Annotated in this window: 25 protein-coding genes; 7 read left to right on the top strand and 18 right to left on the bottom strand. The window is 60.7% G+C overall.

What is annotated here, in order from left to right; all coding sequences use genetic code 11:
- The first annotated feature begins 1 nt into the window (after position 1).
- Positions 2–793 carry an ABC transporter ATP-binding protein gene (locus tag F4V60_RS04770; RefSeq protein ID WP_075729574.1) on the top strand — a complete coding sequence of 264 codons (792 nt, stop codon included), beginning with the start codon at positions 2–4 and terminating at the stop codon, positions 791–793.
- Here F4V60_RS04770 and F4V60_RS04765 read toward each other — a convergent pair.
- Genes F4V60_RS04765 through sigE form a run of 3 tightly spaced genes read right to left on the bottom strand, consistent with a single transcriptional unit; the run spans position 786 to position 2,350 of the window.
- Entirely contained in the window at positions 786–1,235 is a 450-nt protein-coding gene (locus F4V60_RS04765; protein ID WP_075729573.1) for a twin-arginine translocase TatA/TatE family subunit, read from the bottom strand. The genes F4V60_RS04770 and F4V60_RS04765 overlap by 8 nt on opposite strands.
- Positions 1,236–1,260: 25 nt before the next feature.
- A complete protein-coding gene (locus F4V60_RS04760; protein WP_075729572.1) occupies positions 1,261–1,695 on the bottom strand; it encodes an anti-sigma factor family protein in 435 nt (144 codons plus the stop codon).
- 34 nt (positions 1,696–1,729) lie between these two features.
- Positions 1,730–2,350, bottom strand: a complete 621-nt coding sequence (gene sigE / locus F4V60_RS04755) for an RNA polymerase sigma factor SigE (protein WP_075729571.1) — start codon at positions 2,348–2,350, stop codon at positions 1,730–1,732.
- Positions 2,351–2,502: 152 nt separating this feature from the next.
- Between sigE and F4V60_RS04750 the strand changes: the two genes are divergently transcribed.
- A complete protein-coding gene (locus F4V60_RS04750; RefSeq protein ID WP_075729570.1) occupies positions 2,503–3,150 on the top strand; it encodes an O-methyltransferase in 648 nt (215 codons plus the stop codon).
- On the opposite strand, the gene glgC is transcribed toward F4V60_RS04750, so the two are convergent.
- On the bottom strand, positions 3,147–4,373 hold the full coding sequence (gene glgC / locus F4V60_RS04745; protein ID WP_075729569.1) for a glucose-1-phosphate adenylyltransferase: 1,227 nt from the start codon (positions 4,371–4,373) through the stop codon (positions 3,147–3,149). The two genes, F4V60_RS04750 and glgC, sit on opposite strands and share 4 nt — an antisense overlap.
- A gap of 109 nt (positions 4,374–4,482) precedes the next feature.
- On the opposite strand from glgC, the gene glgA reads away from it, so the two are divergent.
- Both glgA and F4V60_RS04735 read left to right on the top strand, forming a co-directional pair.
- Positions 4,483–5,637, top strand: coding sequence for a glycogen synthase (gene glgA, locus F4V60_RS04740; protein WP_075729568.1), 1,155 nt, complete (start codon positions 4,483–4,485; stop codon positions 5,635–5,637).
- Positions 5,638–5,647: 10 nt separating this feature from the next.
- Positions 5,648–7,090, top strand: coding sequence for a GH32 C-terminal domain-containing protein (locus F4V60_RS04735; RefSeq protein WP_075729567.1), 1,443 nt, complete (start codon positions 5,648–5,650; stop codon positions 7,088–7,090).
- Positions 7,091–7,254: 164 nt separating this feature from the next.
- Here F4V60_RS04735 and F4V60_RS04730 read toward each other — a convergent pair whose 3' ends face one another.
- The 7 genes from F4V60_RS04730 to dapE all read right to left on the bottom strand — a co-directional run bounded on the left by F4V60_RS04730 (position 7,255) and on the right by dapE (position 12,058).
- Positions 7,255–8,112 (bottom strand): methyltransferase domain-containing protein, encoded by an 858-nt coding sequence (locus F4V60_RS04730; RefSeq protein WP_075729566.1) that lies wholly within the window; start codon positions 8,110–8,112, stop codon positions 7,255–7,257.
- 9 nt (positions 8,113–8,121) lie between these two features.
- Positions 8,122–8,289, bottom strand: a complete 168-nt coding sequence (locus tag F4V60_RS04725) for a DUF3117 domain-containing protein (protein WP_075729565.1) — start codon at positions 8,287–8,289, stop codon at positions 8,122–8,124.
- A gap of 93 nt (positions 8,290–8,382) precedes the next feature.
- The gene (locus F4V60_RS04720; RefSeq protein WP_075729564.1) at positions 8,383–8,640 is read right to left on the bottom strand and encodes a DivIVA domain-containing protein; all 258 of its coding nucleotides are present in this window, start codon (positions 8,638–8,640) and stop codon (positions 8,383–8,385) included.
- 2 nt (positions 8,641–8,642) lie between these two features.
- Positions 8,643–9,377 (bottom strand): glucosyl-3-phosphoglycerate synthase, encoded by a 735-nt coding sequence (locus F4V60_RS04715; RefSeq protein ID WP_075729563.1) that lies wholly within the window; start codon positions 9,375–9,377, stop codon positions 8,643–8,645.
- Positions 9,374–10,186, bottom strand: a complete 813-nt coding sequence (folP, locus tag F4V60_RS04710; RefSeq protein ID WP_075731075.1) for a dihydropteroate synthase — start codon at positions 10,184–10,186, stop codon at positions 9,374–9,376. Before folP ends, F4V60_RS04715 begins: the two co-directional genes overlap by 4 nt.
- A 14-nt stretch (positions 10,187–10,200) precedes the next feature.
- Positions 10,201–10,965 (bottom strand): LOG family protein, encoded by a 765-nt coding sequence (locus tag F4V60_RS04705; RefSeq protein ID WP_075729562.1) that lies wholly within the window; start codon positions 10,963–10,965, stop codon positions 10,201–10,203.
- A 10-nt stretch (positions 10,966–10,975) separates the two neighbouring features.
- On the bottom strand, positions 10,976–12,058 hold the full coding sequence (gene dapE, locus F4V60_RS04700) for a succinyl-diaminopimelate desuccinylase (protein ID WP_075729561.1): 1,083 nt from the start codon (positions 12,056–12,058) through the stop codon (positions 10,976–10,978).
- Between the two features lie 89 nt (positions 12,059–12,147).
- Here dapE and F4V60_RS04695 point away from each other — a divergent pair, with 89 nt between their 5' ends.
- The 3 genes from F4V60_RS04695 to F4V60_RS04685 all read left to right on the top strand — a co-directional run bounded on the left by F4V60_RS04695 (position 12,148) and on the right by F4V60_RS04685 (position 15,655).
- On the top strand, positions 12,148–13,509 hold the full coding sequence (locus F4V60_RS04695) for an amino acid permease (RefSeq protein ID WP_141255833.1): 1,362 nt from the start codon (positions 12,148–12,150) through the stop codon (positions 13,507–13,509).
- A gap of 54 nt (positions 13,510–13,563) precedes the next feature.
- Positions 13,564–14,535, top strand: coding sequence for a 2,3,4,5-tetrahydropyridine-2,6-dicarboxylate N-succinyltransferase (gene dapD / locus F4V60_RS04690; protein ID WP_075729560.1), 972 nt, complete (start codon positions 13,564–13,566; stop codon positions 14,533–14,535).
- Positions 14,536–14,827: 292 nt separating this feature from the next.
- Positions 14,828–15,655, top strand: a complete 828-nt coding sequence (locus F4V60_RS04685; protein ID WP_232315984.1) for an endonuclease domain-containing protein — start codon at positions 14,828–14,830, stop codon at positions 15,653–15,655.
- Between the two features lie 148 nt (positions 15,656–15,803).
- Here the strand turns inward: F4V60_RS04685 and F4V60_RS04680 are convergent, their stop codons facing one another.
- The 7 genes from F4V60_RS04680 to F4V60_RS04650 are packed head-to-tail and all read right to left on the bottom strand — an operon-like array spanning position 15,804 to position 21,504.
- Positions 15,804–16,367 (bottom strand): GtrA family protein, encoded by a 564-nt coding sequence (locus F4V60_RS04680; RefSeq protein ID WP_075729558.1) that lies wholly within the window; start codon positions 16,365–16,367, stop codon positions 15,804–15,806.
- Between the two features lie 30 nt (positions 16,368–16,397).
- Entirely contained in the window at positions 16,398–17,222 is an 825-nt protein-coding gene (locus tag F4V60_RS04675) for a pseudouridine synthase (RefSeq protein ID WP_373862506.1), read from the bottom strand.
- Entirely contained in the window at positions 17,219–18,301 is a 1,083-nt protein-coding gene (dapC, locus tag F4V60_RS04670) for a succinyldiaminopimelate transaminase (protein ID WP_075729557.1), read from the bottom strand. The genes F4V60_RS04675 and dapC overlap by 4 nt, the downstream gene beginning before the upstream one ends.
- Positions 18,302–18,303: 2 nt before the next feature.
- Positions 18,304–18,627 (bottom strand): ferredoxin, encoded by a 324-nt coding sequence (fdxA, locus tag F4V60_RS04665; RefSeq protein ID WP_075729556.1) that lies wholly within the window; start codon positions 18,625–18,627, stop codon positions 18,304–18,306.
- Positions 18,628–18,678: 51 nt separating this feature from the next.
- Complete coding sequence (locus F4V60_RS04660) at positions 18,679–19,056, bottom strand: hypothetical protein (protein ID WP_084559140.1); 378 nt, start codon at positions 19,054–19,056, stop codon at positions 18,679–18,681.
- The gene (locus F4V60_RS04655; protein WP_075729554.1) at positions 19,056–19,925 is read right to left on the bottom strand and encodes a PIG-L family deacetylase; all 870 of its coding nucleotides are present in this window, start codon (positions 19,923–19,925) and stop codon (positions 19,056–19,058) included. The genes F4V60_RS04660 and F4V60_RS04655 overlap by 1 nt, the downstream gene beginning before the upstream one ends.
- Positions 19,915–21,504, bottom strand: coding sequence for an ABC transporter family substrate-binding protein (locus tag F4V60_RS04650; RefSeq protein WP_232315983.1), 1,590 nt, complete (start codon positions 21,502–21,504; stop codon positions 19,915–19,917). Before F4V60_RS04650 ends, F4V60_RS04655 begins: the two co-directional genes overlap by 11 nt.
- Positions 21,505–21,534: the final 30 nt, after the last annotated feature.

The raw sequence follows: 21,534 nt of genomic DNA, 5'->3' as shown, positions 1-21,534 counted from the left end.
CGTGTCCGCCCCGGTACTCCACGCCACGGATCTGCACGTTATCCGCAATGGCGTGGACATCCTCGCGCTCGAACAGCTCGACATCTCTGCGGGAGAGCATTGGGCAATCTTAGGTCCCAACGGGGCGGGAAAATCCACGCTGCTAAAGGTCTTGGGGACCCGGGAGTTTCCCTCGCGCGGCCACGTCGACATCCTCGGGGAAACACTTGGGCGCACGGACGTCTTCGCCCTACGCCGGCGAATCGGTTATGTCGATCCCAAGCAACGGCTGGGAGACATCGACTGCACAGAGGCAGTGATGTCCGGTATTACAGCTTCCAACGGCCTCATTCCGCGCTGGGAGCCGAGCAAGAGAGATCTTCAGGTGACTGGGCAATCCATCGAGCTCGTCGGAATGCAAACTCGGGCGCATCACCGTTGGATGCGCATGAGCCAGGGCGAGAAGGCTCGCACGCTCATCGCCCGCGCCCTCGTCACTGAGCCGGAGCTTTTGCTTCTCGACGAACCCTCCACCGGACTCGACCTTCCCGGCCGAGAAAGGATTCTGACCACCCTCGATCTTCTTCGACAGAGCCAGAAGCGGCTGGCGAGCGTCACTATCACTCACCACGTCGAGGAGATCGCGGCCTCTACTACCCACGCGCTCCTAATCAAGGATGGCGGTGTGCTGGCCGCAGGGGAAATCTCAGAGACACTCAACTCGCGCAATCTCTCCGAGCTCTATGACATGGATGTGGATCTTCACACCTACCGTGGGCGCTGGATGTCCTTTGCCGCAGACGGCCCTAGGTAATATCCGCCCATGAGAATCCGCCGCCCGAAGAATAGTCTCCGCTCTGCGTATCCGGCTTCTTTTCTTCCTCCTTCGGCTTGTTGCTCACCGGGCTTTCACTAATTTGCGGCTTCTTGCCCAGGTCTTCCTGCAGCTTCTTCGGGTTGAAGTCATCCCATACGGAATCATCTCCATCGAACAAAGCCTTGGTGATAGCCCCACGCGGCCCCAGGCGCGACCACTCAGCAGCCTGAGAAATGGGCCCGCTGAAGGCCTGCAGCTCTGAGGACAGCTCCCCCATCTCGCCATTGAGCTCTGCCTTGGCGTTATTTATAGCCTTACGAGCCGCGTAGATAGCCGCGCGCACGTCCGCGATAACTCCCGGCAAGCGCTCGGGACCAATGACCACAATGGCCAGCAAGATGATGACAGCAATCTCTGTCCAACCAATCGAAGAGAACACGGTGCTATCTTAGACCTTCATCCCATTATCCGCGCTGGTTGCGTTTGATGGCTCGAAAAACCATCTCTACTTTATCCAAGAAGTCCTGTTGAGGACGATAAGCAGGCGTAGCGGCATCCGGACCCAACTTAGGGACCTCGACGGCGATATTGGCCAGCTTTTCCATCAGGCTCTGAGGTGCGCGCACCTGCGAATCTACATTGCAGTGGCGTAGCCATTCGGAGGCATTTCTTTGCTCGTGTACTTCCGCCCGACACTCGGGGCAGTGCACGAGATGCACTCGGACGCGGTGCATCGACTTCGGCTCCATCTCACTGTCCACGAAGGCGACAACGGCCTCGGGACCTAGGTGGCCGATGGTGTCTTGGCGGCGGGCACGTGCCTTCGCCTTATTGATTGGCCGCGGACTACTTCCCCGCAGCGAAAAGGAATGACTTGCCCGTCCGGAAACGGATTCCATCTTCTTCCTCCTTGTGCGTTGAGCTAAAAGTTCCCTAGCGGGTGCGCAGCAAAAGTCGCGTCTCCGCGTTTGTCCGCGCTTCTTTCTCAAGCGCCTTGCGCAGTTGGGAGCGCCCGCGGTGAATGCGGGAGCGCACGGTTCCCATCTTCACCCCGAGGGTCTCCGCAATTTCGTCATAGCTCATTCCCACCACGTCACAGAGAACAACCGCCACGCGGAAGTCTGGGCTGAGCTCATCCAACGCGGCTTGGAGCGCTGGATCAAGGTTGGCCACGCTATAAGCCTGCTCCGGCGTCATGTCCGTGCCAGGAACCCGCTCATAGTCTTCTGGAAGGGCCTCCATCCGAATCTTCGAACGGTGGCGGACCATGTCTAGGAAGAGATTCGTGGTGATACGATGCAGCCAGCCCTCAAAAGTTCCGGCCTGGTACTTATTGAGGGAGCGGAACACTCGCATGAATGTTTCCTGCGTCAGATCCTCGGCATCGTGCTTATTGCCCGAGAGGCGAAAAGCCAAGCGGTAGACACTATCTGCGTGCTCGGCCACCAAATCACCCCACGAGGGCATGGTGGAAACTCCCGCATCAAACGCGGCAGTACCTTTCAGCTCCGGCTCGGGGTCAGAATTGACCGCATCGCGATTAGTTTTTGTCATAAGTCATAGTTTCCCAAATTTGTCTCCCAAACACCAGACATGGCACTGGAAACTACCTGTGAGTCAGTAACATCCTCCCCACCTGTATCAATTCGGCGTGGTCGCGCGCGTTTTTCGGGCAATCTCGCGCGCTTTTCCCTATGGTTTTAAATGTGACTACAACGGCCTATGACGCACTGCGTAACTATATCGAATCCACCAGCGAAGTATCTGCGGCCCTCGCCGGCGCCCGCGCTCACGCCGAGGAGTACGGTCTCCCCGTGCCGGATGAGCCCACCGGCCAGCTGCTGAGCACTCTCGCGGCAGCCTCATCCATTCCAGGCGAGCGCTGCCAGGCGGTAGCCATCACCCCAGCCGCCAGCGTGGTCGGCCTCTATCTCCTCAGCGGGCTTTCGGAAAATGGAATCCTCACCTGCATTGACCCCGAGGTAGAGCATCAACAAAGCGCAAAGAAAGCCTTCCGCGAGGCTGGTTTTCCAGCCAGCCGGGGGCGTTTCCTTCCTGCCCGTCCGCTCGAGGTCATGGGGCGCCTAGCTGCAGACTCCTACCAAGTCATCTACGCTGATGTTCCCGCCCTTGACATGCCCGCTCTCATCAAAGCCTCTTGGCCGCTATTGCGTCAGTCCGGCACACTCGTGATGGCCAATTCCCTACTCGACGGCACCCTGGGCGACACCAGCCGCAGCGACCGCGACACCGCTTCGGCGCGCGAAGCAGACGAGTACGTTCGCGGCATTGATAATGCCGTTGTTACCCGTCTGCCTCTAGGTTCCGGGCTCACGCTCGTAACTAAGCGCTAGCTGCTTTCAATCACTTCGTTCTTACCAACGACTACTACTCCACCCTCGGAGACCTTGAAGCGCCTTTCGTCGCGCTCGCGGTCAACCCCGATGATAGCTCCGTCTTGGACCACCACGTTCTTGTCCAAGATGGCGTGGCGAACCACGGCGCCTTTGCCGATTCGAACGCCGGGCAACAACACCGAGCCTTCCACGGTGGCGCCGTCTGCCACCCGCACGTCCGAGGAAAGCACGGAGTTACGTACCGTTCCTCCCGAGACGATGCAGCCTGGGGCCACCATCGAGGACTGCGCAATGCCGTTTTGCACGAACTTAGCCGGTGGCAAGTTGTTCTCATCCGTGGAATGGATAGGCCACTTGCTGCTGTAGAGGTTGAAAATGGGGTGAACCGAGATGAGGTCCATATGAGCCTCGTAGAAAGAGTCGATGGTACCGACATCACGCCAGTAGCCGTGATCCCGCTCGGTAGCGCCAGGCACCTCATTCGCCATAAAGTCATAGACGTGAGCCTCCCCGCGCCCGACGAAGTAAGGGATAATATCTCCGCCCATGTCATGGGTGGAGTCCTCGTCCTTTTCATCGACCAACAAGGCGTCAATGAGAGCCTGGGCGGTAAACACGTAGTTACCCATCGAGGCATAGGTCATCGCAGGATCATCGGGGGTAGCAGGAGGGTTCTCCGGCTTTTCCAAAAACTCCGTTATGGTTCCCATGCCATCTGCCTGGATGCAGCCGAAGGCAGAAGCTTCCTCGCGCGGCACTCGGATGCCAGCCACAGAGCACTCTAGGCCAGTGGCGATATGCTCCTCCACCATCTGTGAAGGATCCATGCGGTAGACGTGATCCGCACCGAATACGATGACGTAGTCAGGATTCTCGTCATAGATGAGGTTGAGGGACTGCAAGATAGCGTCTGCAGAGCCCATGTACCAGCGCTTTCCCAGGCGCTGCTGTGCGGGCACAGAGACGATGTATTGCGGAGTTGGCCCCGACAGGTTCCAGGCCTGGGAAATGTGCCTATCTAAGGAGTGCGATTTGTACTGAGTCAAGACCGCAATCTTGAGGTAGCCCGCATTGACCAAGTTGGACAAAACGAAGTCAATGAGGCGGTAGGAGCCTCCAAAAGGCACGGCGGGCTTGGCGCGGTCTTCGGTCAAAGGAAAAAGGCGCTTTCCTTCGCCGCCCGCGAGGACGAGAGCAAGGACATTAGGCTGGCTTTTCACACCTCCCAACTTATTATTGTTTGGGAAAGTTTGCAGTAAAAAAATTTGAACCCCTACCCCCGTTAACCGTCCCTGCACGCATGCCCGGAACGCCGTATTCTAGATACCTATGAGAGCCGGAATCTTTTCCAAGGAATACCCGCCAGAGATCTATGGCGGCGCCGGAGTACATGTCGCAGAGCTGACGCGTTTTATGCGGAAGCTCATTGATGTCTCCGTTCACTGCGCGGGCGCGCCCCGCCATGAGAAGGATGTCTTTGCCCACGGAGTAGATCCGGAGTTGGACAACGCGAATCCCGCGTTGCAAACCCTCTCCATGGGCCTGCGCATGGCTAATGCCGCCTCCGATATCGACGTCGCTCACTCGCACACGTGGTACACCGGCCTTGCCGGTCACCTCGCGGGCCGGCTTTATGATATCCCGCACGTAGTAACAGCCCACTCCTTGGAGCCCCACCGGCCGTGGAAGCGCGAGCAGCTCGGCGGCGGCTACGCAGTTTCATCTTGGTCGGAAAAGAACGCCATGGAATACGCCGATGCACTCATCGCCGTATCCGCTGGCATGAAGACCTCGATACTCGAGGCGTACCCGCGCATCGAGCCGGATAAGGTCCATGTGGTGCTCAATGGCATCGACACCGAACTATGGACGCCGCGTGAGCCGAAGTACCTGGAGCAGATCGGCGTCGACAAGCAGCGGCCGATTGTTGCTTTCGTCGGGCGCATCACCAGGCAAAAGGGCGTGCGGCACCTGTTGAAGGCTGCTGCCCACTTTGATGATGACGTCCAGCTCGTCCTTTGCGCGGGTGCCCCGGATACCCCCGAAATTGCCGCCGAGACCGCGCAGCTGGTCGAGGATCTTCAGAAATCGCGTGATGGCGTTTATTGGGTGCAAGAAATGCTCTCCCGCGAGACCATCCAGGAGGTCTACTCAGGAGCCGATGTATTCATCTGCCCCTCGATCTACGAGCCCCTGGGGATAGTTAACCTTGAGGCAATGGCATGTGGGACCGCGGTCGTAGCTTCCAATGTCGGCGGAATCCCCGAGGTTGTCGTCGATGGAGAAACAGGCATCCTCGTCAACTACGACGAATCTGATCCCGTAGGTTTCGAAGCAGACCTCGCCCGAGCGGTCAACGAGTTGGCCCACGACAGGTCCCGCGCGCATGCCTTCGGCGTTGCTGGGCGGCGGCGCGCCACCGGAGATTTTTCTTGGGCCACCATTGCCGCCCAGACCGTCGACATCTATCGCTCACTGATTTAGAGAGGAAACCGTGACAATTCACCGTCCCGAACTACATTTCGTCCCTGAAACAGGCATCCTCGAAGCGCCCGCCGGCGTCCTCCTCGATGGGCATCGCTGGCAGCTGTTTTTCCAGTACAAGCACTCTCCGGACAGTGCCTCCCGGTGGGGCCATTCCTACTCGGAAGAACAGCCCTTCGATTGGCTCGAATGCGATGATGTCCTCGCTCCTGCTGGTGGCGAACTCTCCCTGCGGGCGGGCTCCGTGGCTGCCGGAGTCGACTCCATAAACCTCTACTTCACGTCGGTGACCTCCGTGTCCACCTCCGTGCGGCTCGCGCGCTTCCCCGGCTTCGACCACGTCTGCGAAGTCTCAGACGCCGTGGATGAGCTCGATCCGCACGTTGTCCGCTACGGCGAGGTGGCCAAGCCAACCACGGATTATAAGCGCTTCCGCTCCCCTTCCGTCGTGCCGGATTGGGCCGCTGAAGACCGCGAAGAGGGCCACCGTGGCTGGCTCATGCTAGCCCTCACCGGTCATTCTGAAGCCCCCGTTCCCGTCATTCTCCGCAGCCCAGACGGCGTTGCATGGAACTTCGAGGGCCCGCTGGAACTCATCGGTGATCCAGAGTTTCTCGCCGGCGAAGTGCCAGCCACCTCGCCGCTTCCCCCTGTGGTCTCTCCGCGCATCATTCGCCTGCGCGACGAGATTGACGGCCGCATATACGATGTCTTGCTCGTAACCTTGGAGCGCAACCACCGTGACGTTTCCGGCTACTTGGTTGGCTACCTCGAAGGCACCCAGTTCCGCATCTCCACCGGCTTTCGGCGCATCGACTTCGGGCATGATTTCTCCCGTCCCCGCAACACCAACTTCACCGAAGGTACGGTCAGCCAAGAGCAGCGCTTCGATTCCGCCATTCTCTTTGGGCTACTCAACGGCGGCAGCAGGCTCGATGACCCCACCAGCCACCCCACTTTCGCCGAGGAGGGCTGGGCCAATAGCCTTTCTCTGCCGCGCCGGGTAACCCTGCAGGGCGGGAAGCTCTTCCAGACACCGGTGCGCGGCCTTCCTGACGCAGTCCAGCACTCTGATCGCGCTCGCTCCTGGACGGGGCTCTTGCACGTTCCGGCTGACTCTGCGGTCCGCGTTTCGCTTGTCGACGGCGAAGGAAACCCCGCCGCCATCATCACCCACAGCGGCGAGACGCTGAGTTTGGACCGCTCGATGGGAACGGCCTTCGACGGCTACTTTGCCGACTGCGCGCCAGCGCGAGCCGAGCTCGCTGAGGGGGACTCGGACTCGCTGACCATCATCGTTGACGGAGCTACCGTCGAAGTCTTTGCTGATGGCGGGCAGGTCGCCATGGCCTCCCGGGTGTATTTCCCTGGCGGCTGCTCGAAGATAGAGGTCGAGACTACCAACAACGCTTCCGTCGAGCAGAGCTGGCAGCGCACCGGTTCGAAGGTGTAGCACCTGCTCCGCCCCATGTCCTCCCCCCCTTGCCCCTTCGCGAGCACGGGCGGGTTCTTTTTGCGCACCACACCGCCCGAGTGTGTACGCGAAGGGACATCGACGGGAGGCAAGACTGAACCGGGAGGCCGGGCTGAGCCCAAGTAGCGAGTAAAGAGGTGCCGCTAGAGTGCGCGGAGCCGGTCGAGACGCGCGCGGGCGGTAACCGTCATGGAAGCGGGAAGCGCCGCCATGCGCTCGGCGAGTTCTGCTGGGCTGATGTGGCGGGCGGAGGGGCTCATCTTGACCTGAGCAGCGATAGAGTCCTTATCGAGCTCGATCGGGAAAGAAATATCGACCGGATCGCTGGACTGTTCGAGGAAGCCTGCGGCTTGCTCGTACATCCGCTCGACCTTGCCTTCTTCCACCCCGAGGATGCCCAAGGGCTCGCGCAACTCGTTGAGGTGGCCGGCCCCGGGAGTAAGCACGATGACCTCGCCGCCTGGGCGCAGGACGCGGCGAAACTCCGCCGGGTTGCGCGGGGCGAAAACCACCGAAATTGCGTCGATCGAAGAATCCTGCAGCGGCAAACGCTCCCAGACGTCTGCTACAACCGCGCCAATTCGCGGGTGGGCCTTGGCAAGGTGGCGCGCAGCGTGCGGGGAAATATCCAGCCCAACGCCACGCGAGCCAGCGATGGAATCGAGGGTATGCGCCAAGTAGTAGCCGGTTCCCGCGCCAACCTCGAGAAGAGTGGGAGATTCTGCCTCGGCGCCATCGAGGGCATCTTGGACGCTGCCAGTAACTGCTTCCACGAAGGGGGCGAAATGCCCGCGGGACAGGTAGGCTTCTCGGGCGGAAACCATGTCCATGTCATCACCGTGGTGCTTGAGTCCTGGGCCGGCAGCGAGGGTTACATAACCCTGTTTGGCCACATCAAAAGAGTGGCTTGACTCCGACACCAAGCGAGAATAATCATCGGCGCCGTGCAGCGCGGTCCCGTCCATGGGATCCGCAAGTACATCAATAATCGTGGAAAGCATGACTCCAGACTAGCTGGAAACCGCGATGAGCAAGGCGCCCAACTCGGCGGCTTCCTCTTTGTTTAGCTCGACGACGATGCGTCCCCCGCCGTCCGAAGGGATGCGCATAACGATCTTACGGGATTCCTCCACCGCTTCCATCGGTCCACCAGTGGTTCGTGGCTTCATAGCTGCCATGTTGTCATCCGTTCTAAGAGAAAAGTAGGTATTACTAGTTCCAGTTTAGCCCCTTTTCCCCGCGGCCGGTTTTTAAGCGTGATACAGCACACTTTAGCGCGCGCGCAGCTTGGCCTCCAGCGCGGCGAGAAGATCATCAACTTGGTCCTGGCGATATCCCCGCGGCACCACCTCGAAGGCGATGGCGCGAAAGTCCCCTTCTTCCACAGCGCGGCGATTGCTCGCCATCACCGACCGCGGCTCATCAAGAGGAGGCAGCACCTCACCGCGCCCAAAAATAGTGCCCCACGCCCACGTCCCGAGGATGACTAAGGCCACGAGCACCACGATAAGAACAATCCACGACAGCATGCCTAAATCCTATCCTCCAGTGCGGGGCGCTGCTCAACGCCCTGCTTGGCGACGCCCGCCCGCGTCAAGATAGTAGCCGCCACCACGTCCGCCATGGAGGCGAGCTCCTCGAGCGGGCGGTTGCGATGCACGCGCAGGCCCAGGTCCACCTCGGCGATGGCGGAGGTGCCGTGACGCTGGCCGACGTCGATAAGCAGGCCCGCCTCTACCCCATAGCCGGCGACGAAAGGCAACTGGCGGGCGCTGCTCGCACGCAGGGCATACTCCCCGCCCAAGGGCTGATTGATGTGGGCCAGCTCGGGGAAGAACTGGCGCAGCAAGGGCTTCGCCGTCAGCTCGGTCACGCGGCCTCCACCGTGGGGCTGGCCGTCGAGCGAGCGCCGGTACCGAGCCTTGACCATATGAATATCCGGCGATGAAAAGGGCCTTGCCAGGGCGGACACCATGCCGGGGCGCGCGGACTCTAGGTCGGCGTCAATAAAGACGATGACCTCGCCGCGCGCGGCGGCCACTCCCCTCCACAGTGATTCGCCCTTGCCAGGACGAGGTGGATCGGGCAATACCTCGCGCCAGTTGATGACACGCGCGCCCGCTTCCTGAGCCCGGCGCGCCGTGGCATCTGTCGAATCCGCGTCGATGACGATGACTTCCTCCGGAGCATCCGCCAGGCAACTGCGCACCACCTCGGCGACGGTGGCCTCCTCATTTAACGCCGGGATAACTACGGAAACCCTCATGCCAGGCCGCGAGTGGTGTGTAATGGAGCCATATCGCCGGCGATGGCGGCGGTCATGCGAATGACGTCGATGGTCTCCGTCACCTCGTGTGCGCGAAAGGCCGCGACTCCGCGGGCGGCGCACCACGCTGTAGCGGCCAAGGTGCCAGCGAGGCGTTCGCCCACGGGGCGATCCAGCGTTTCGCCGACGAAGTCCTTATTCGATAGCGCCATGAGCACCGGCCACCCAGTTGCTACCAACTCCTCTACTCGGCGCAGAAGCTCCAGCCCGTGGAAAGTATTCTTGCCAAAATCGTGCGTTGGGTCGATGAAGGTGAGAGCCTCCGGACAGCCCAGGCTCGCGGCCCTTTCGGCCTGCCTCGTTGTCTCCGCTATCACTTCGGCGACGACATCGTCGTAGTGGACGCGATGGGGGCGCGTGCGCGGCACGGCGCCACCGGTGTGCGAGCATACGTAACCGACGCGATTGTGCCCCGCGACCTCGACGAGCTCTGGGTCCCATCCGGCCCAGGTGTCATTGATGAGCCCTGCTCCTGCGGCAATTGCCTCCTGTGCGACGCTCGCCCGCCAGGTATCGACCGAGATTAGCGCGCTGGGATGTCTGCGGTGGACCGCGGTGACGATGGGCACGACGCGGTCGATCTCTTCCTGCGCATCTACTGCCTCCCCCGGCCCGGCCTTGACCCCGCCGACATCAATAATGCCCGCACCGGCGGCGATTACTTCGTCACAGCGCTGCAGCGCAGTGTCGAGACCGAATGTTGCGCCCTTGTCATAGAAGGAGTCAGGCGTGCGATTAACAATCGCCATCACCGTGGCCAGGCTCAATTGAAATCCTTAATGCGCTTATCGCTGAGCACGCTGTGCCGGCGGACGATGTGCTCCACGGCCTCGGCCGGATCATCCGTAACGAGGAAGAGATCTAGGTCGTGCTCATGGATGTATCCGCCGTCTGCCAGAGTCTTTTCCATCCATTCGACCAAGCCAGACCAGAACTGCGTGCCGATGAGCACCATGGGGAAGTTCGTGACCTTCTTGGTCTGCACCATGCACAAGACCTCGAAGAACTCATCCATGGTCCCCAATCCGCCGGGCAGGCAGACAAAGGCCTGCGAGTACTTCAAGAACATGGTCTTGCGCGCGAAGAAGTAGCGGAAGTTGAGGCCCAGATCGACGTACTCGTTGAGTCCTTGCTCGTGCGGCAACTCGATTCCCAACCCCACCGAGAGGCCATTGGCCTCGTGGGCGCCACGGTTGGCAGCCTCCATGAGTCCGGGGCCGCCGCCTGTGATGACAGCGTAATCGGCCTGGGCGAGCTGCTTTCCCACCTCAACACCAAGCTGATAATCGTGGTGGTCGGTGGCGGTCCGAGCGGAACCAAACACGGTGACTGCCTTGGGCAGGCTGGCCAACGCATCGAATCCCGCGACGAACTCGCCTTGGATCCGCAGCACGCGCCAAGGATCGGCGTGCTGCCACTCATGATCCGAACCGGACTCGAGCAGGCGCTGATCATAGGTTGATTCTTGGTCTCCCTCGGAGCGCAGCAGCATCGGGCCGCGCAGGAAACGTAGCTGTTCGGGGGTCAAGGTGTGCTCCTTATGCCGTGAGGTAGCGGGTCAACACGTCTGCGACCTGCGTAATCTGAGAGACGGGGACTTGTTCGTCTTTCTTATGTGCAAAACCGGGATCGCCGGGGCCAAAGTTGACTGCGGGGGTTCCCATCTCGGAAAAGCGCGCCACGTCTGTCCAGCCATACTTGGCGCGGACGTTGCCGCCAACGGCATCGACAAGCGCGCGAGCCGCAAACTGACCCAGGCCGGGCAAGGCCCCGCCCGCCACATCATCGACCGTGATCTCGACCTTATCGTGGGTGCCGAGAACCTCACGCACATGCCCCATCGCCTCATCTACGCTGCGATCCGGGGCGAAGCGGAAGTTCACGAACATCCAGGCCTCATCCGGGATGACATTGGTTGCCACCCCCGCCTCGACGTGCACGATGTTGAGGCCCTCGCGGTACGTGCAGCCGTCGATGGTGACCTCGCGGGGCCGATAAGTAGCCACGTTCATCATGACCGGCGCGAGCGTATGGACCGCGTTCGAGCCCAACCACGCCCGAGCCGAGTGAGCCCTGGTGCCATGCGCCGTAACGCGCAGGCGAATCGTGCCCTGGCAGCCAGCCTCAATCATGGCCCCAGAAGGCTCACCCAACAAGGCGATGTCTCCTGCCAACCACTCCGGGTGATCCGCCTGAAGGTGGCCCAGCCCGTTAAATTCCGTGGCGACCTCCTCGCCCTCATAAGCAATGAGGGTGAGATCGTGGCTCAACTCCGGCGAATCATACAAAGTTGCAAAAGCGTGCAGGTAGACGGCCATGCCAGACTTCATATCCACGGTGCCGCAACCCCACATGATGTCGGCCTCGAAGTGATGAGGCACGTTATCGGCGATGGGGACGGTATCGATGTGCCCCGCCAGCACGACCCGTGACTCGAGGCCACGCTTGGTACGTGCGCACACGGTGTTGCCGTGGCGGACGACCTCGACTTTCTGCTGATCGAGGGCGCGCAACGCCTCCTCGACCGCATCGGCTATTTCCTCCTCATGATGAGAGGGGCTAGCTATGTCGACGAGCTGAGCGGTGAGTTGGATGGGGTCTGCAAGAAGATTAATGGTCACAAGCCGCGATAATACTGCCCTCGCGGCCTCATTGCATTGTGTAAGGTACCCATAGATATTCATTCTTTGTTTTAAAAGGGCAGGCAGACATGGCTGATAACGCGCAGCGGCTCAAAACTAGGCATCTGACAATGATGGGGCTCGGCTCCGCAGTGGGTGCCGGACTCTTCCTCGGAGTGGGCCTCGGTGTCCAAGTCTCCGGCACCTCGGTGCTCATTTCCTACGCCGTAGCGGGCGCCTTCGTCGCCATTATCATGTGGATGCTCGGAGAGATGGCCGCTGCTCGGCCTTCTCTCGGCTCCTTCTCCACCTACGCTGGCCAGGCCTTTGGCGGCTGGGCACGGTTCACCATGGGCTGGCTCTACTGGTTCATGCTCGTCATGGTCATGGGCGCTGAAATTACCGGCGCCGCGGCCATCATCTCCTCATGGTTCGGTGTAGCCCCCTGGATACCCGCGCTTATCGCCGTGGTGTTCTTCGCGGTGGTCAACTTCGCCGCCGTCCGCGGCTTCGGCGAGTTCGAGTTCTGGTTCGCCATCATCAAGGTCGCGGTCATCATCGGCTTCTTGCTCATCGGCCTCCTGATGCTCTTCGGGGCCCTACCCGGCCTAGACCTCGATCGCGCCGGGGCGAACTTTACCGAGAACTTCATGCCCAATGGCATGCCCGGTTTCGCTGCGGGGCTCTTGGCTGTGGCCTTCGCCTTTGGTGGCATCGAGCTCGTGACCATCGCCGCTGCCGAGTCCGAGGACCCGGCCAACAACGTCGCCACCGCGGTGCGCGCGGTCATCTTCCGCATCATGGTCTTCTATATCGGTTCGGTCCTCGTTATCACCATGGTCCTGCCTTTTGCTTCCATCCGCGACGCCGACGTCGCTGCGGACTCCCCCTTCACCCTCGTGCTCGAGGCCGCCCAGGTGCCCTTCACTGCTGGTTTCATGGAAGTCATCATCGCGCTCGCGCTGCTTTCAGCGTTTAACGCGCAAATCTATGCCACCTCGCGCCTCGTCTTTGACATGGCTCGTGACGGCTCCGCGCCTAAGCTTCTGCTCAAGCGTAATAACTCGGGCTCGCCCGTAGCCGCAGTCACCCTGTCGATGATCTTTGCTTTCGGCTCCGTCGCGCTCCAGTACTGGAACCCGCCTGGACTGCTGGCTTTCTTGTTCAACGCCGTCGGCGGTTGCCTGCTTGTCATCTGGATCTTCATCGTCTGCTCTTATCTCAAGCTGCATCCCATCCTCAAGGAGCGTGGCGAGCTTTCCACCCTGCGCGTCATCGGCTTCCCGTGGCTGCCGCTGTTCACCCTCCTTGCTATAGCCGCACTACTCATCTTGATGCTCTTAGACCCCACAGCACGCAACCAGGTTGTCGCCGTCGCTGTCTTGACGTTGGCTTTGGTCGTCGTCTCCTTCCTCGTGCCCAGCGTGCGAAGGAACGACGTCCCCGCCTAGGTGTGTATGCTTTTCTGTGACTACTTTCCATCTTAACTAAGGCTCTTAATTTCTATGACTTCAGCATCCGCACGCGGCTTGGCCACCATCACTCACGACGGAACGGTCCTCGATGTCTGGTTCCCCGCGGTCCACACCGACCAGTCGGTAGAAAAGACCGGAACGGTTCGTCTCTCCGAGACGCCACAGCAGTTCGCAGCGCTGGCAGGCCCCGATGAGGAGCGCGGCGTCGCTCGCGTCGCCGTGGAGACTTCCATCGCCGACCTCGATGACGCTCCCGTCGACACCTACGATGTCTATCTGCGTCTCCACCTACTCTCCCACCGCGCAGTCAAGCCTCACGGACTGAACCTCGACGGCATCTTCGGCCACCTCGCCAACGTTGTCTGGACCAACTACGGCCCCTGTGCCGTTTCTGATTTCCAGATGGTGCGCGGGCGTCTCGCCTCGCGCGGTCCAGTCATTGTCTTCTCTGTAGACAAGTTCCCTCGCATGGTCGACTACGTCGTTCCCACCGGCGTACGCATTGCCGACGCCGACCGCGTCCGCCTCGGCGCCTACCTCGCCGAGGGCACGACCGTGATGCATGAAGGCTTTGTCAATTACAACGCCGGCACGCTTGGTACCTCCATGATCGAGGGCCGTGTTTCGGCTGGTGTCGTTGTCGGTGACGGCTCTGATGTCGGAGGCGGAGCCTCCATCATGGGCACGCTCTCCGGCGGCGGCAAGGAAGTCATCTCGCTTGGCAAGCGCTGCCTACTCGGCGCCAACTCAGGCATCGGCATCTCGCTTGGGGACGACGCTGTTGTCGAAGCCGGCCTCTACGTCACCGCCGGCACCAAGATCACCGTGCACGGCAAGGTCGCCGAGGTTCTTGGTGTCGAGGAAGGCACAACGGTTAAGGGCTCTCAGCTCTCCGGAGGCTCCGGCTTCGTTCTACGCCGCAACTCTGTCAGCGGTGCAGTCGAGGCCGTCGAGTGGAAGACCGCTGCCGTCGCGCTGAACCAGGATCTGCACAAGAACTAGAGCCGCTCCCCTGCGGACCCTGCTCCTTCTGCCTTCCGCCTCCAGCCTTCCGCCTCCAAGTGTCCCTTCGCGGGCACTGGGGGCGGGTTTTTGTGTTGCCCATCCGCCCTGTGTGCTCGCGAAGGCGCAACTCGGGCCGGCGGGGAGGGTCTCGGCGGGAGGTGGCGAGTAGAAGCAGTGGCTTGTTAGCACCAGATGCGTCTGGGAAGTTATCCACAGGGCACGATCTCGGCATTGCTCTCGCTCAAAGCCGAGGCATAGCCTTGCTGATATGGGGGTATGGACTACGGCAATGTTAAGGGAGAGCGGCGTCGGCAAGCGCGCCCTCGCTAAAAAGGTGGCGGAAGGTACGCTCCATCGCATCCACCGCGGCATTTTTGTGGAGGGCAAGGTGGACGCCGCGGCTGTGGCGCGGGCGCTGGTCGTTGGGCTGGTGCGAATTGCTTTTACAGGCAAGACTGCCTCTGAGATTTTTCTCGGAAAGAGGCTGACTTTCCCGCTGGAGGCCGAAGGGCCGCGCACGATTGCGGGTCCGAGCTTTAAAGTAACGCGCTCCAGGCTGCGCGCGGTGAGCCGCCACGGCGCGTGGCCAGTCATCGAGCCTCTATGGGCCGCCCGGAAGGTCCCGCGGGGCTGCGATTCGATGCTCGAGCAACACTACCGCGGCAAGGAGGGGCCGCAGCGACTGGAGCGGGATAAGCGCAGAATGCGTCGCGTGCCCGCGGGAGTACAAGCCGCGATTCGCCGGTGCGCAATAGGCGCGGATAGCCCACCGGAGGTCTCAGTTTCGCGGCGGCTCAAACGCACAGGACTCAAGGTAGCCCATAATCAAAGCATCGCCGGGTACCGCTTTGACCTGCGGATAGGAAGAGTCTTGGTGGAAATTGACGGTTTCACTCATCACAGTGACCACCGATCCTTTGTCAAGGACCGCTTGAAGGCTAATGCTGCTACATTGGCAGGATTTACCGTGCTGCGCTTTACAGCAGATTGCGTGCGCTATCACTTCGATGAGGTGATAGCGCAAATTATCTGTGCGGTTGAGCAGAAACGCCGACTGAATCCGCGACTGCCTTTCTCCGCGCTCAGTCCGGCCTGGCATTGGCATGCTTGCCTTTAGGTTGGCCCGCTTCTAGTTGCGAGTCCGCCCAGCGTGCCCCTTCGCTGGCACAGAAAGGCAAACTTCCGCGCAAATTCCTCTCCTCCGCGCCCGCGAAGGGGCGAAGCAGAGGACGGAGGAGAGGGTGAAGGGCCGAAAGAAGGCGAAACTAACGCGGATTAACGTCCGAGACCACGACGGGAGCCTTGGGCTTGGAGCGGAAGGTCCACAGCTTATTGATGACGAAGTTAAATGGCATAGCCACGATGATGGAAATGGCGGTTCCCCAATAGAGCTTGGTGCGCAGGCCGGTGGAATCGTCGAAAATATGATCCGGAAGGCCAATGGGTGAAACGGGGTTCATCAGCAAGGTCATGATGATCTGGCTGACTACGAAAGCCCCGAGCCCCGTGAGCAAGAAAGGAAAAAAGCCGCGGACCCAGGAGTATCTGCTGACGGACTTGAAGGTCCACATGCGGTTAATCTGATAGTTCCAGGTATTCGCCACGATGAAAGCAATGGTCATAAAAACGTGGTACCAGCGGATGTGGAATACCGAACCAAAGAGATTCATGAAAGCATCCTGGTAAGTGATGCCAGCGGTCCACCAAGCAATCTTCTTCGAAAGGAAGACTACTAGCAGGTTGACCAAGGTCCCTGACCCACCGACGATGCCAAACTTCAGGAATTGCCCGAAATTGGTGGCGAGGCGCGCGAGACTGAGATCAGCCATTCGGTATCCTTCCAGGTTCTCTTACATTAGCTATTTGAGTGTACTCTGCAAGGGCCACTTTGAAACAAATTCACGGGGCGCGCCCGTTAGTGGATCTGTGAAACTAATCGCAGCATGCTGCAGCAACAGAGGCTGCCGGAAGTCATAAAGGTCCAGCCCGGTATCGACGGGATAGGTATCATCCCCCACGATGGGAGAACCCAAATGCGCCAGGGTGACCCGCAGCTGATGCGTCCGCCCCGTCTCCGGCCATAGGTCTACTTCATTACCCGCAGCACGCAGCCGGGTCACTGCCCGCTTGCCTGCGGCGTCGACCTTGACCTGCCGCCGTCCCGGGGTCTTGAGCAGACGCAGCTCCACGCTGCCATCGACGTATAGGGGCCGCTTGACGAAGGCCCGGTAATACTTACGCGCCGCGCCTTCTAAAAAGATCCGTTGATAGGCCGCACGCGTGGCCGGCCTACGCGAGCACACCACTACCCCGCTGGTCAGGCGGTCAAGACGATGCAAAGGGACGATGTCATCTTCCCCGAACTCCACCCGCAGGCGCGTCTGGAGGGTCTCGCGCACAAGGCGCCCGTTAGAGGTCGTGGGCAGGAAGTGGGGCTTGTCGACGACGATAAGGTCGTCGTCGACAAGCAGGTGCCGGTAGGTGTACGGAATGGGCCGCTCGGGCGGGACATCCGGGTGGTACCACGCCGGAATGGGCTTGGGGAGCACGGTTCCGGGGCGAAGAAGCTCCCCCGGGGCAAAGGGCGAATCGCCAGCGCGCGCCGCCCAGTACTGCGGGCTGGGCGGGACGATGCCGTGGAGCACTGTCTTGCGCGGCGAGATTCCCTCGCGAGAGCCAATCAAGCCAGGCGAGAAACGGCTGCATCCACGCGTTCATCGGTGCCGTTGAGCCCAATGCGCACGAACTTCTGACCCGCCGGGCCGTAGAAATCTCCGGGGGCGGCCAAGATGCCACGCTGCGCCAACCAATCGATGGTATCGCGGCAGTCCTCGCCGCGGGTGGCCCAAAGATAGAGACCAGCGTCCGAATGCTCGATGTCGAAGCCTGCTTCGATGAGGGCACGCATCAGCTTCGCCCGCCGAGCGGCGTAGCGCTGCTTTTGAAGCGCCTCGGAATCATCATCATTCAAGGCGGCGACCATGGCTGCCTGGATCGGGCCGGGAACGATAAGCCCCGCGTGCTTGCGTACCTCGAGCAACTCGGCGATGAGCTTTTCATCCCCCGCAAAGAATCCCGCGCGGTAAGAGGCCATATTCGCGGACTTCGACAGCGAGTGCATCGCGATAAGGCTTGTGTTGTCTCCGCCGCTGACGCGGGGATCCAGAATGGAGATCGGCTGCTTTTCGTCATTCCAGCCGAGCCCGATATAGCACTCGTCGGAGGCAATGATCGCGCCATGGGTGCGGGCCCAGGAGACGATATCCTTGAGATCCTCGAGGGAAAGGACCTTGCCAGTCGGGTTCGAAGGCGAGTTGATAAACACCAGCGAGGCGTCTGCGAAGTCTTTGTCTGCGCGCAATGGCGTGGCGCCTGCGATGAGCGCACCGACCTCATAGGTGGGATAGGCCACGGTGGGGAAAGCAACCGTCTGCCCGCGCATGCCCAGCAGAGTGGGTAGCCAGGCAATCGCTTCCTTGGTGCCGATAACTGGCAGTACCGCCCCGGGCTCCATACCGTAACGCCGCTTGAGCGACTGGGCTATGGCCTCCCTCAGCTCCGGCGTGCCTGCAGTCTGCGGATAGCCCGGAGCCTCTGCCGCTGCGGACAACGCGAGCTGTACGCCTGGCGCTACCGGGTCAACAGGATTGCCCACCGATAGGTCGACGATTCCTCCGGGATGCTGCTGTGCCTGTGCTTTGGCACCAGCAAGCGAGTCCCAGGGAAAGTCCGGAAGGACGGAGCCCAGAGCGGTACGTGACATGTTTACTCCTGGTTTTGCGGGGGAAGGGCGGCAATCATCGGGACGTCAAAGTCCTGCGGTCCGAGCGCGGCCGCTCCTCCTGGGGAGCCAAGGTCGTCGAAGAAGGCGGCGTTGGCATCGTTGTATGCGATCCACTCATCGGGAACGTCATCTTCGTAGAAGATTGCCTCGACGGGGCAGGCGGGCTCGCAGGCGCCGCAATCAACGCACTCGTCGGGGTGGATGTAAAGCGAACGCTTACCCTCGTAGATGCAATCGACCGGGCATTCTTCGACGCAGCCTCGATCCATCACGTCAACACAAGGCTGGGCGATTGTGTAAGTCATGGGGTGCTAAAACTTCCTGTTCTCACGGGTTTTGGGATGGTTATTAGTATGTCACTTTTGTCGGAAGAAAGGCCAAACGCCCCCCACTATCCCGGCGAATAACAGCAACAAGGAGCGAACGCTAGTGGCCAGCACTTGGTCTCCGCTCGTGGCAGCTAGCAGCAGGAAAACGCCATAGCCCGCGATCCACGCCACCAAAGGTAAAGCAACGATGTAGGCACTATCACTCCAAAGTTTTGCTGTGCGAGTTAACACACTGTTAAACCAGAAAGCGATGAGAATCGTCACGGGGAAAATGACGCTCGCTCCCCCAGGCAGCGGGATACGCGCGGTGAGGTAGATAGCCTCCAAGAACAGCGAAAGCAGCGCCCCGATGCACAACCAGAGGATGCCGGTCACTACCTCCGCGCGATCAAAGTCTTTGCGCACTAACATGGCTCCACCACGACGTGGGAAGCAGAACCGTTACCCAGCTGGAAGTGTTCGCTGTCAAGAAGCGGCATGACTAAAAGGTTGGACAATCCGTAGGCTGCCGGGGCCAGGCCCGGATTACGCAGGCCAGCGAAGGCGGCGTGCGGATTCACCCGAGTAACGGTACCGTCCGCCACCCAGATCTGTGTGGCATGTGCACTCATTGCCGCGCGCTTGGCGGCAAAAGCCGCTGCGGGTAGTTGGTAGACCACGTCCGCGCCCGAGTTGGTGAAGTTATCCAAATAGGCGCGGTCCGGCAAAGACCAGCCGAGCGGAGGCTCGACAGCCTCTAGAGCTTCGTCGATGGCTGTGGCCTCGAATACCGGCCACCAGATGCGTTGCTCATCCGCAGCGGCGCGGTGCACTGCCTGATTCACAGCGATGTGATCGGGGTGCCCATAACCACCGTCTGGCCCGAAGGTAAAGATAACATCGGGGGCGAGGATAGCGAATTGCTCGCGCAAGAGCGCGACCGCCTCGTCGATACGGTTGACCAAGGCGCGCGGGTTGTCGTGGTCCGGCGAGCCGGCCATTCCAGAATCGTGGAAGAAGCCAAACCCTCCCAGCTGCAGCCCGTGCACGTCCAGCGCCCCCAAGGCGTGCGCCAGCTCGGCAGCACGGTATCCGCCGAGTTGATCGGAGGCGATGAGGCCCTGGTAGGGCTCTCCGATGATCTCCCCTAACTCGCCGAGCGTGACGGTGATAACCGTGACGTCCGCACCGCGGGCGGCGAGGTCAGCGAGGGTGCCTCCCATAAAAAGCGTTTCATCATCGGGGTGGGCAAAAACGGCCACGACGCGGCGACCGTTTAGGTCTCTATTCTTCATCGATCCTCCAACTCGGGGCGGTAACCAAACCTTGCTCCCAATCCTCAATGCTTTGGCCAGGACCCACGATACCTCGGCCAAGCGCGTGCACTCTAACCTCATCAAACAGGGGAACGTAGAGCACTTGAGCTGAGTTGAGATCCTGCGCGGTCTTCTGAGCAGACTCCGTAGATACCTGTCCGGATAAAATGTCCACTTTTTCTTTCGCAGCGTCTGCGGGACAATATCCCGAGAGGTCTCCAGCCAGCGGTTGTTGCTTTGCGCAATCAAAAAGACTGGCAAGGGAAATCGAGTTCACTGCGGTATCCTCCCAGGTGATGACTCCATCCACGCGACCATTGGGCAAAAGATCCGAGGTGATGGTGGTGAGGCGCTCGCTGACAACTTCAGCGTCAATCCCCTGCTCCGCGAGCAAGTCCACGATAACGTGCGCGGCTTGCAGCCCCAGGGCGTCTGTGGGATCAGCCGCGATGCGAATGGGCTGGCGGCCTGCCCGCTCGCGCAGAGGAAGATGATCAACATCTCCGCTTACCGGGTTAGCCCCGGGTTTAAGCTCGGATGCGCGCCCAGAGGACAGCCTCGCCACCTGTGCAGTATCAACATAAGAGGCAAGCGCACGCCGCTCTCCTACCTCCGGGAGTGCTCCGGGTTGGGCGGATAAGTGCAGGCGCAGCTGCCGGGGACGAGTTATAGGGGCGGCCGTAACGCCGTCGAGCAGCCCTAGGGCCTCCAGGCTGGTCTGTTGGGGCGTTAGATCGACAAAGCCGACTTGGCCCGAACGCAGCATATTGACCGCCTGGGTGGAGTCTCGCACCGAGCGCAGCTGGATGACGTCGATCTGGGCTGGGTCCTGGCCCCAGAAACGGTCATTGCGGTTAAGGGTGATGACGCCGCGTCCACGATCGACGTTCTCGACGAGATAGCGCCCGGCTGAGGCTGGGATGCCATTGGATAAAGCCGAGTTGAAATCGTCATTCTCCAGAAGGTGAGAGGGCAAAAGGTCATTAAAAAGCAGCTTCCACTCCGCCAAGCGCTCCTTAAAATCCACCGTGACGACTCGGCCGCCCTCAGTGGTACGCACGGCAGAAATCGCCCTATACCCCGCCGCGTTGTTGACGCCGGCCGTCGCGCTCACGTGCTTCCACAGGTAGTCGAAGTCCGCGCCGCTAATGGGCGTCCCATCCGACCACTGCGCGGGCGAGGCAATGGTGTAGCGCACGCGCTGGACGACGCCCTCCGGAGCCGGAATCTCCTCCGCCGACTCCAAAACATCGGAGTCCATCTGTTCGCCGTGGAAGGCAGAAGGAAGAACCAGATCAGAAATCTGCGACACCAACTCGGAGTTATTTGCTACCAGGTGCGGGTTCAGGCCGCCGCGCAAAGGGTCGACCCCGATGGCCACAGTGGAACGGGTCTGCGCTGGTTCTTCCTCCGGCGCGGGTGTGGTCGAGGTAGCCGTAGAGTTGGCCGAAGAATCCTTATCCTCTTCCTGTACAACAGGAGGGGGTCCCGGGTTCGCTGAACAGGCGCTCAGCGCTATGACCGCCGACACGCATAGAACACCGAGCTTTGTGCGCACGGGTAGCCTCCATTTCTCTGCCAATTCTGC

Source organism: Corynebacterium flavescens (assembly GCF_008693105.1).
GTDB lineage: Bacteria > Actinomycetota > Actinomycetes > Mycobacteriales > Mycobacteriaceae > Corynebacterium > Corynebacterium flavescens.
This window is presented reverse-complemented; position numbering and strand designations above follow the sequence as displayed.

Bases quoted from the DNA above. Each gene is read 5' to 3' on its own strand.
- dapD (WP_075729560.1), top strand. From the start codon at position 13,564: ATGACTTCAGCATCCGCACGCGGCTTGGCCACCATCACTCACGACGGA.
- F4V60_RS04760 (WP_075729572.1), bottom strand. From the start codon at position 1,695: ATGGAATCCGTTTCCGGACGGGCAAGTCATTCCTTTTCGCTGCGGGGA.
- fdxA (WP_075729556.1), bottom strand. From the start codon at position 18,627: ATGACTTACACAATCGCCCAGCCTTGTGTTGACGTGATGGATCGAGGC.
- F4V60_RS04695 (WP_141255833.1), top strand. From the start codon at position 12,148: ATGGCTGATAACGCGCAGCGGCTCAAAACTAGGCATCTGACAATGATG.
- F4V60_RS04655 (WP_075729554.1), bottom strand. From the start codon at position 19,925: ATGAAGAATAGAGACCTAAACGGTCGCCGCGTCGTGGCCGTTTTTGCC.
- F4V60_RS04680 (WP_075729558.1), bottom strand. From the start codon at position 16,367: ATGGCTGATCTCAGTCTCGCGCGCCTCGCCACCAATTTCGGGCAATTC.
- F4V60_RS04725 (WP_075729565.1), bottom strand. From the start codon at position 8,289: ATGGCAGCTATGAAGCCACGAACCACTGGTGGACCGATGGAAGCGGTG.
- F4V60_RS04685 (WP_232315984.1), top strand. From the start codon at position 14,828: ATGTTAAGGGAGAGCGGCGTCGGCAAGCGCGCCCTCGCTAAAAAGGTG.
- folP (WP_075731075.1), bottom strand. From the start codon at position 10,186: ATGGCGATTGTTAATCGCACGCCTGACTCCTTCTATGACAAGGGCGCA.
- dapC (WP_075729557.1), bottom strand. From the start codon at position 18,301: ATGTCACGTACCGCTCTGGGCTCCGTCCTTCCGGACTTTCCCTGGGAC.
- F4V60_RS04720 (WP_075729564.1), bottom strand. From the start codon at position 8,640: ATGCTGTCGTGGATTGTTCTTATCGTGGTGCTCGTGGCCTTAGTCATC.
- F4V60_RS04730 (WP_075729566.1), bottom strand. From the start codon at position 8,112: ATGCTTTCCACGATTATTGATGTACTTGCGGATCCCATGGACGGGACC.
- glgA (WP_075729568.1), top strand. From the start codon at position 4,483: ATGAGAGCCGGAATCTTTTCCAAGGAATACCCGCCAGAGATCTATGGC.
- sigE (WP_075729571.1), bottom strand. From the start codon at position 2,350: ATGACAAAAACTAATCGCGATGCGGTCAATTCTGACCCCGAGCCGGAG.
- F4V60_RS04715 (WP_075729563.1), bottom strand. From the start codon at position 9,377: ATGAGGGTTTCCGTAGTTATCCCGGCGTTAAATGAGGAGGCCACCGTC.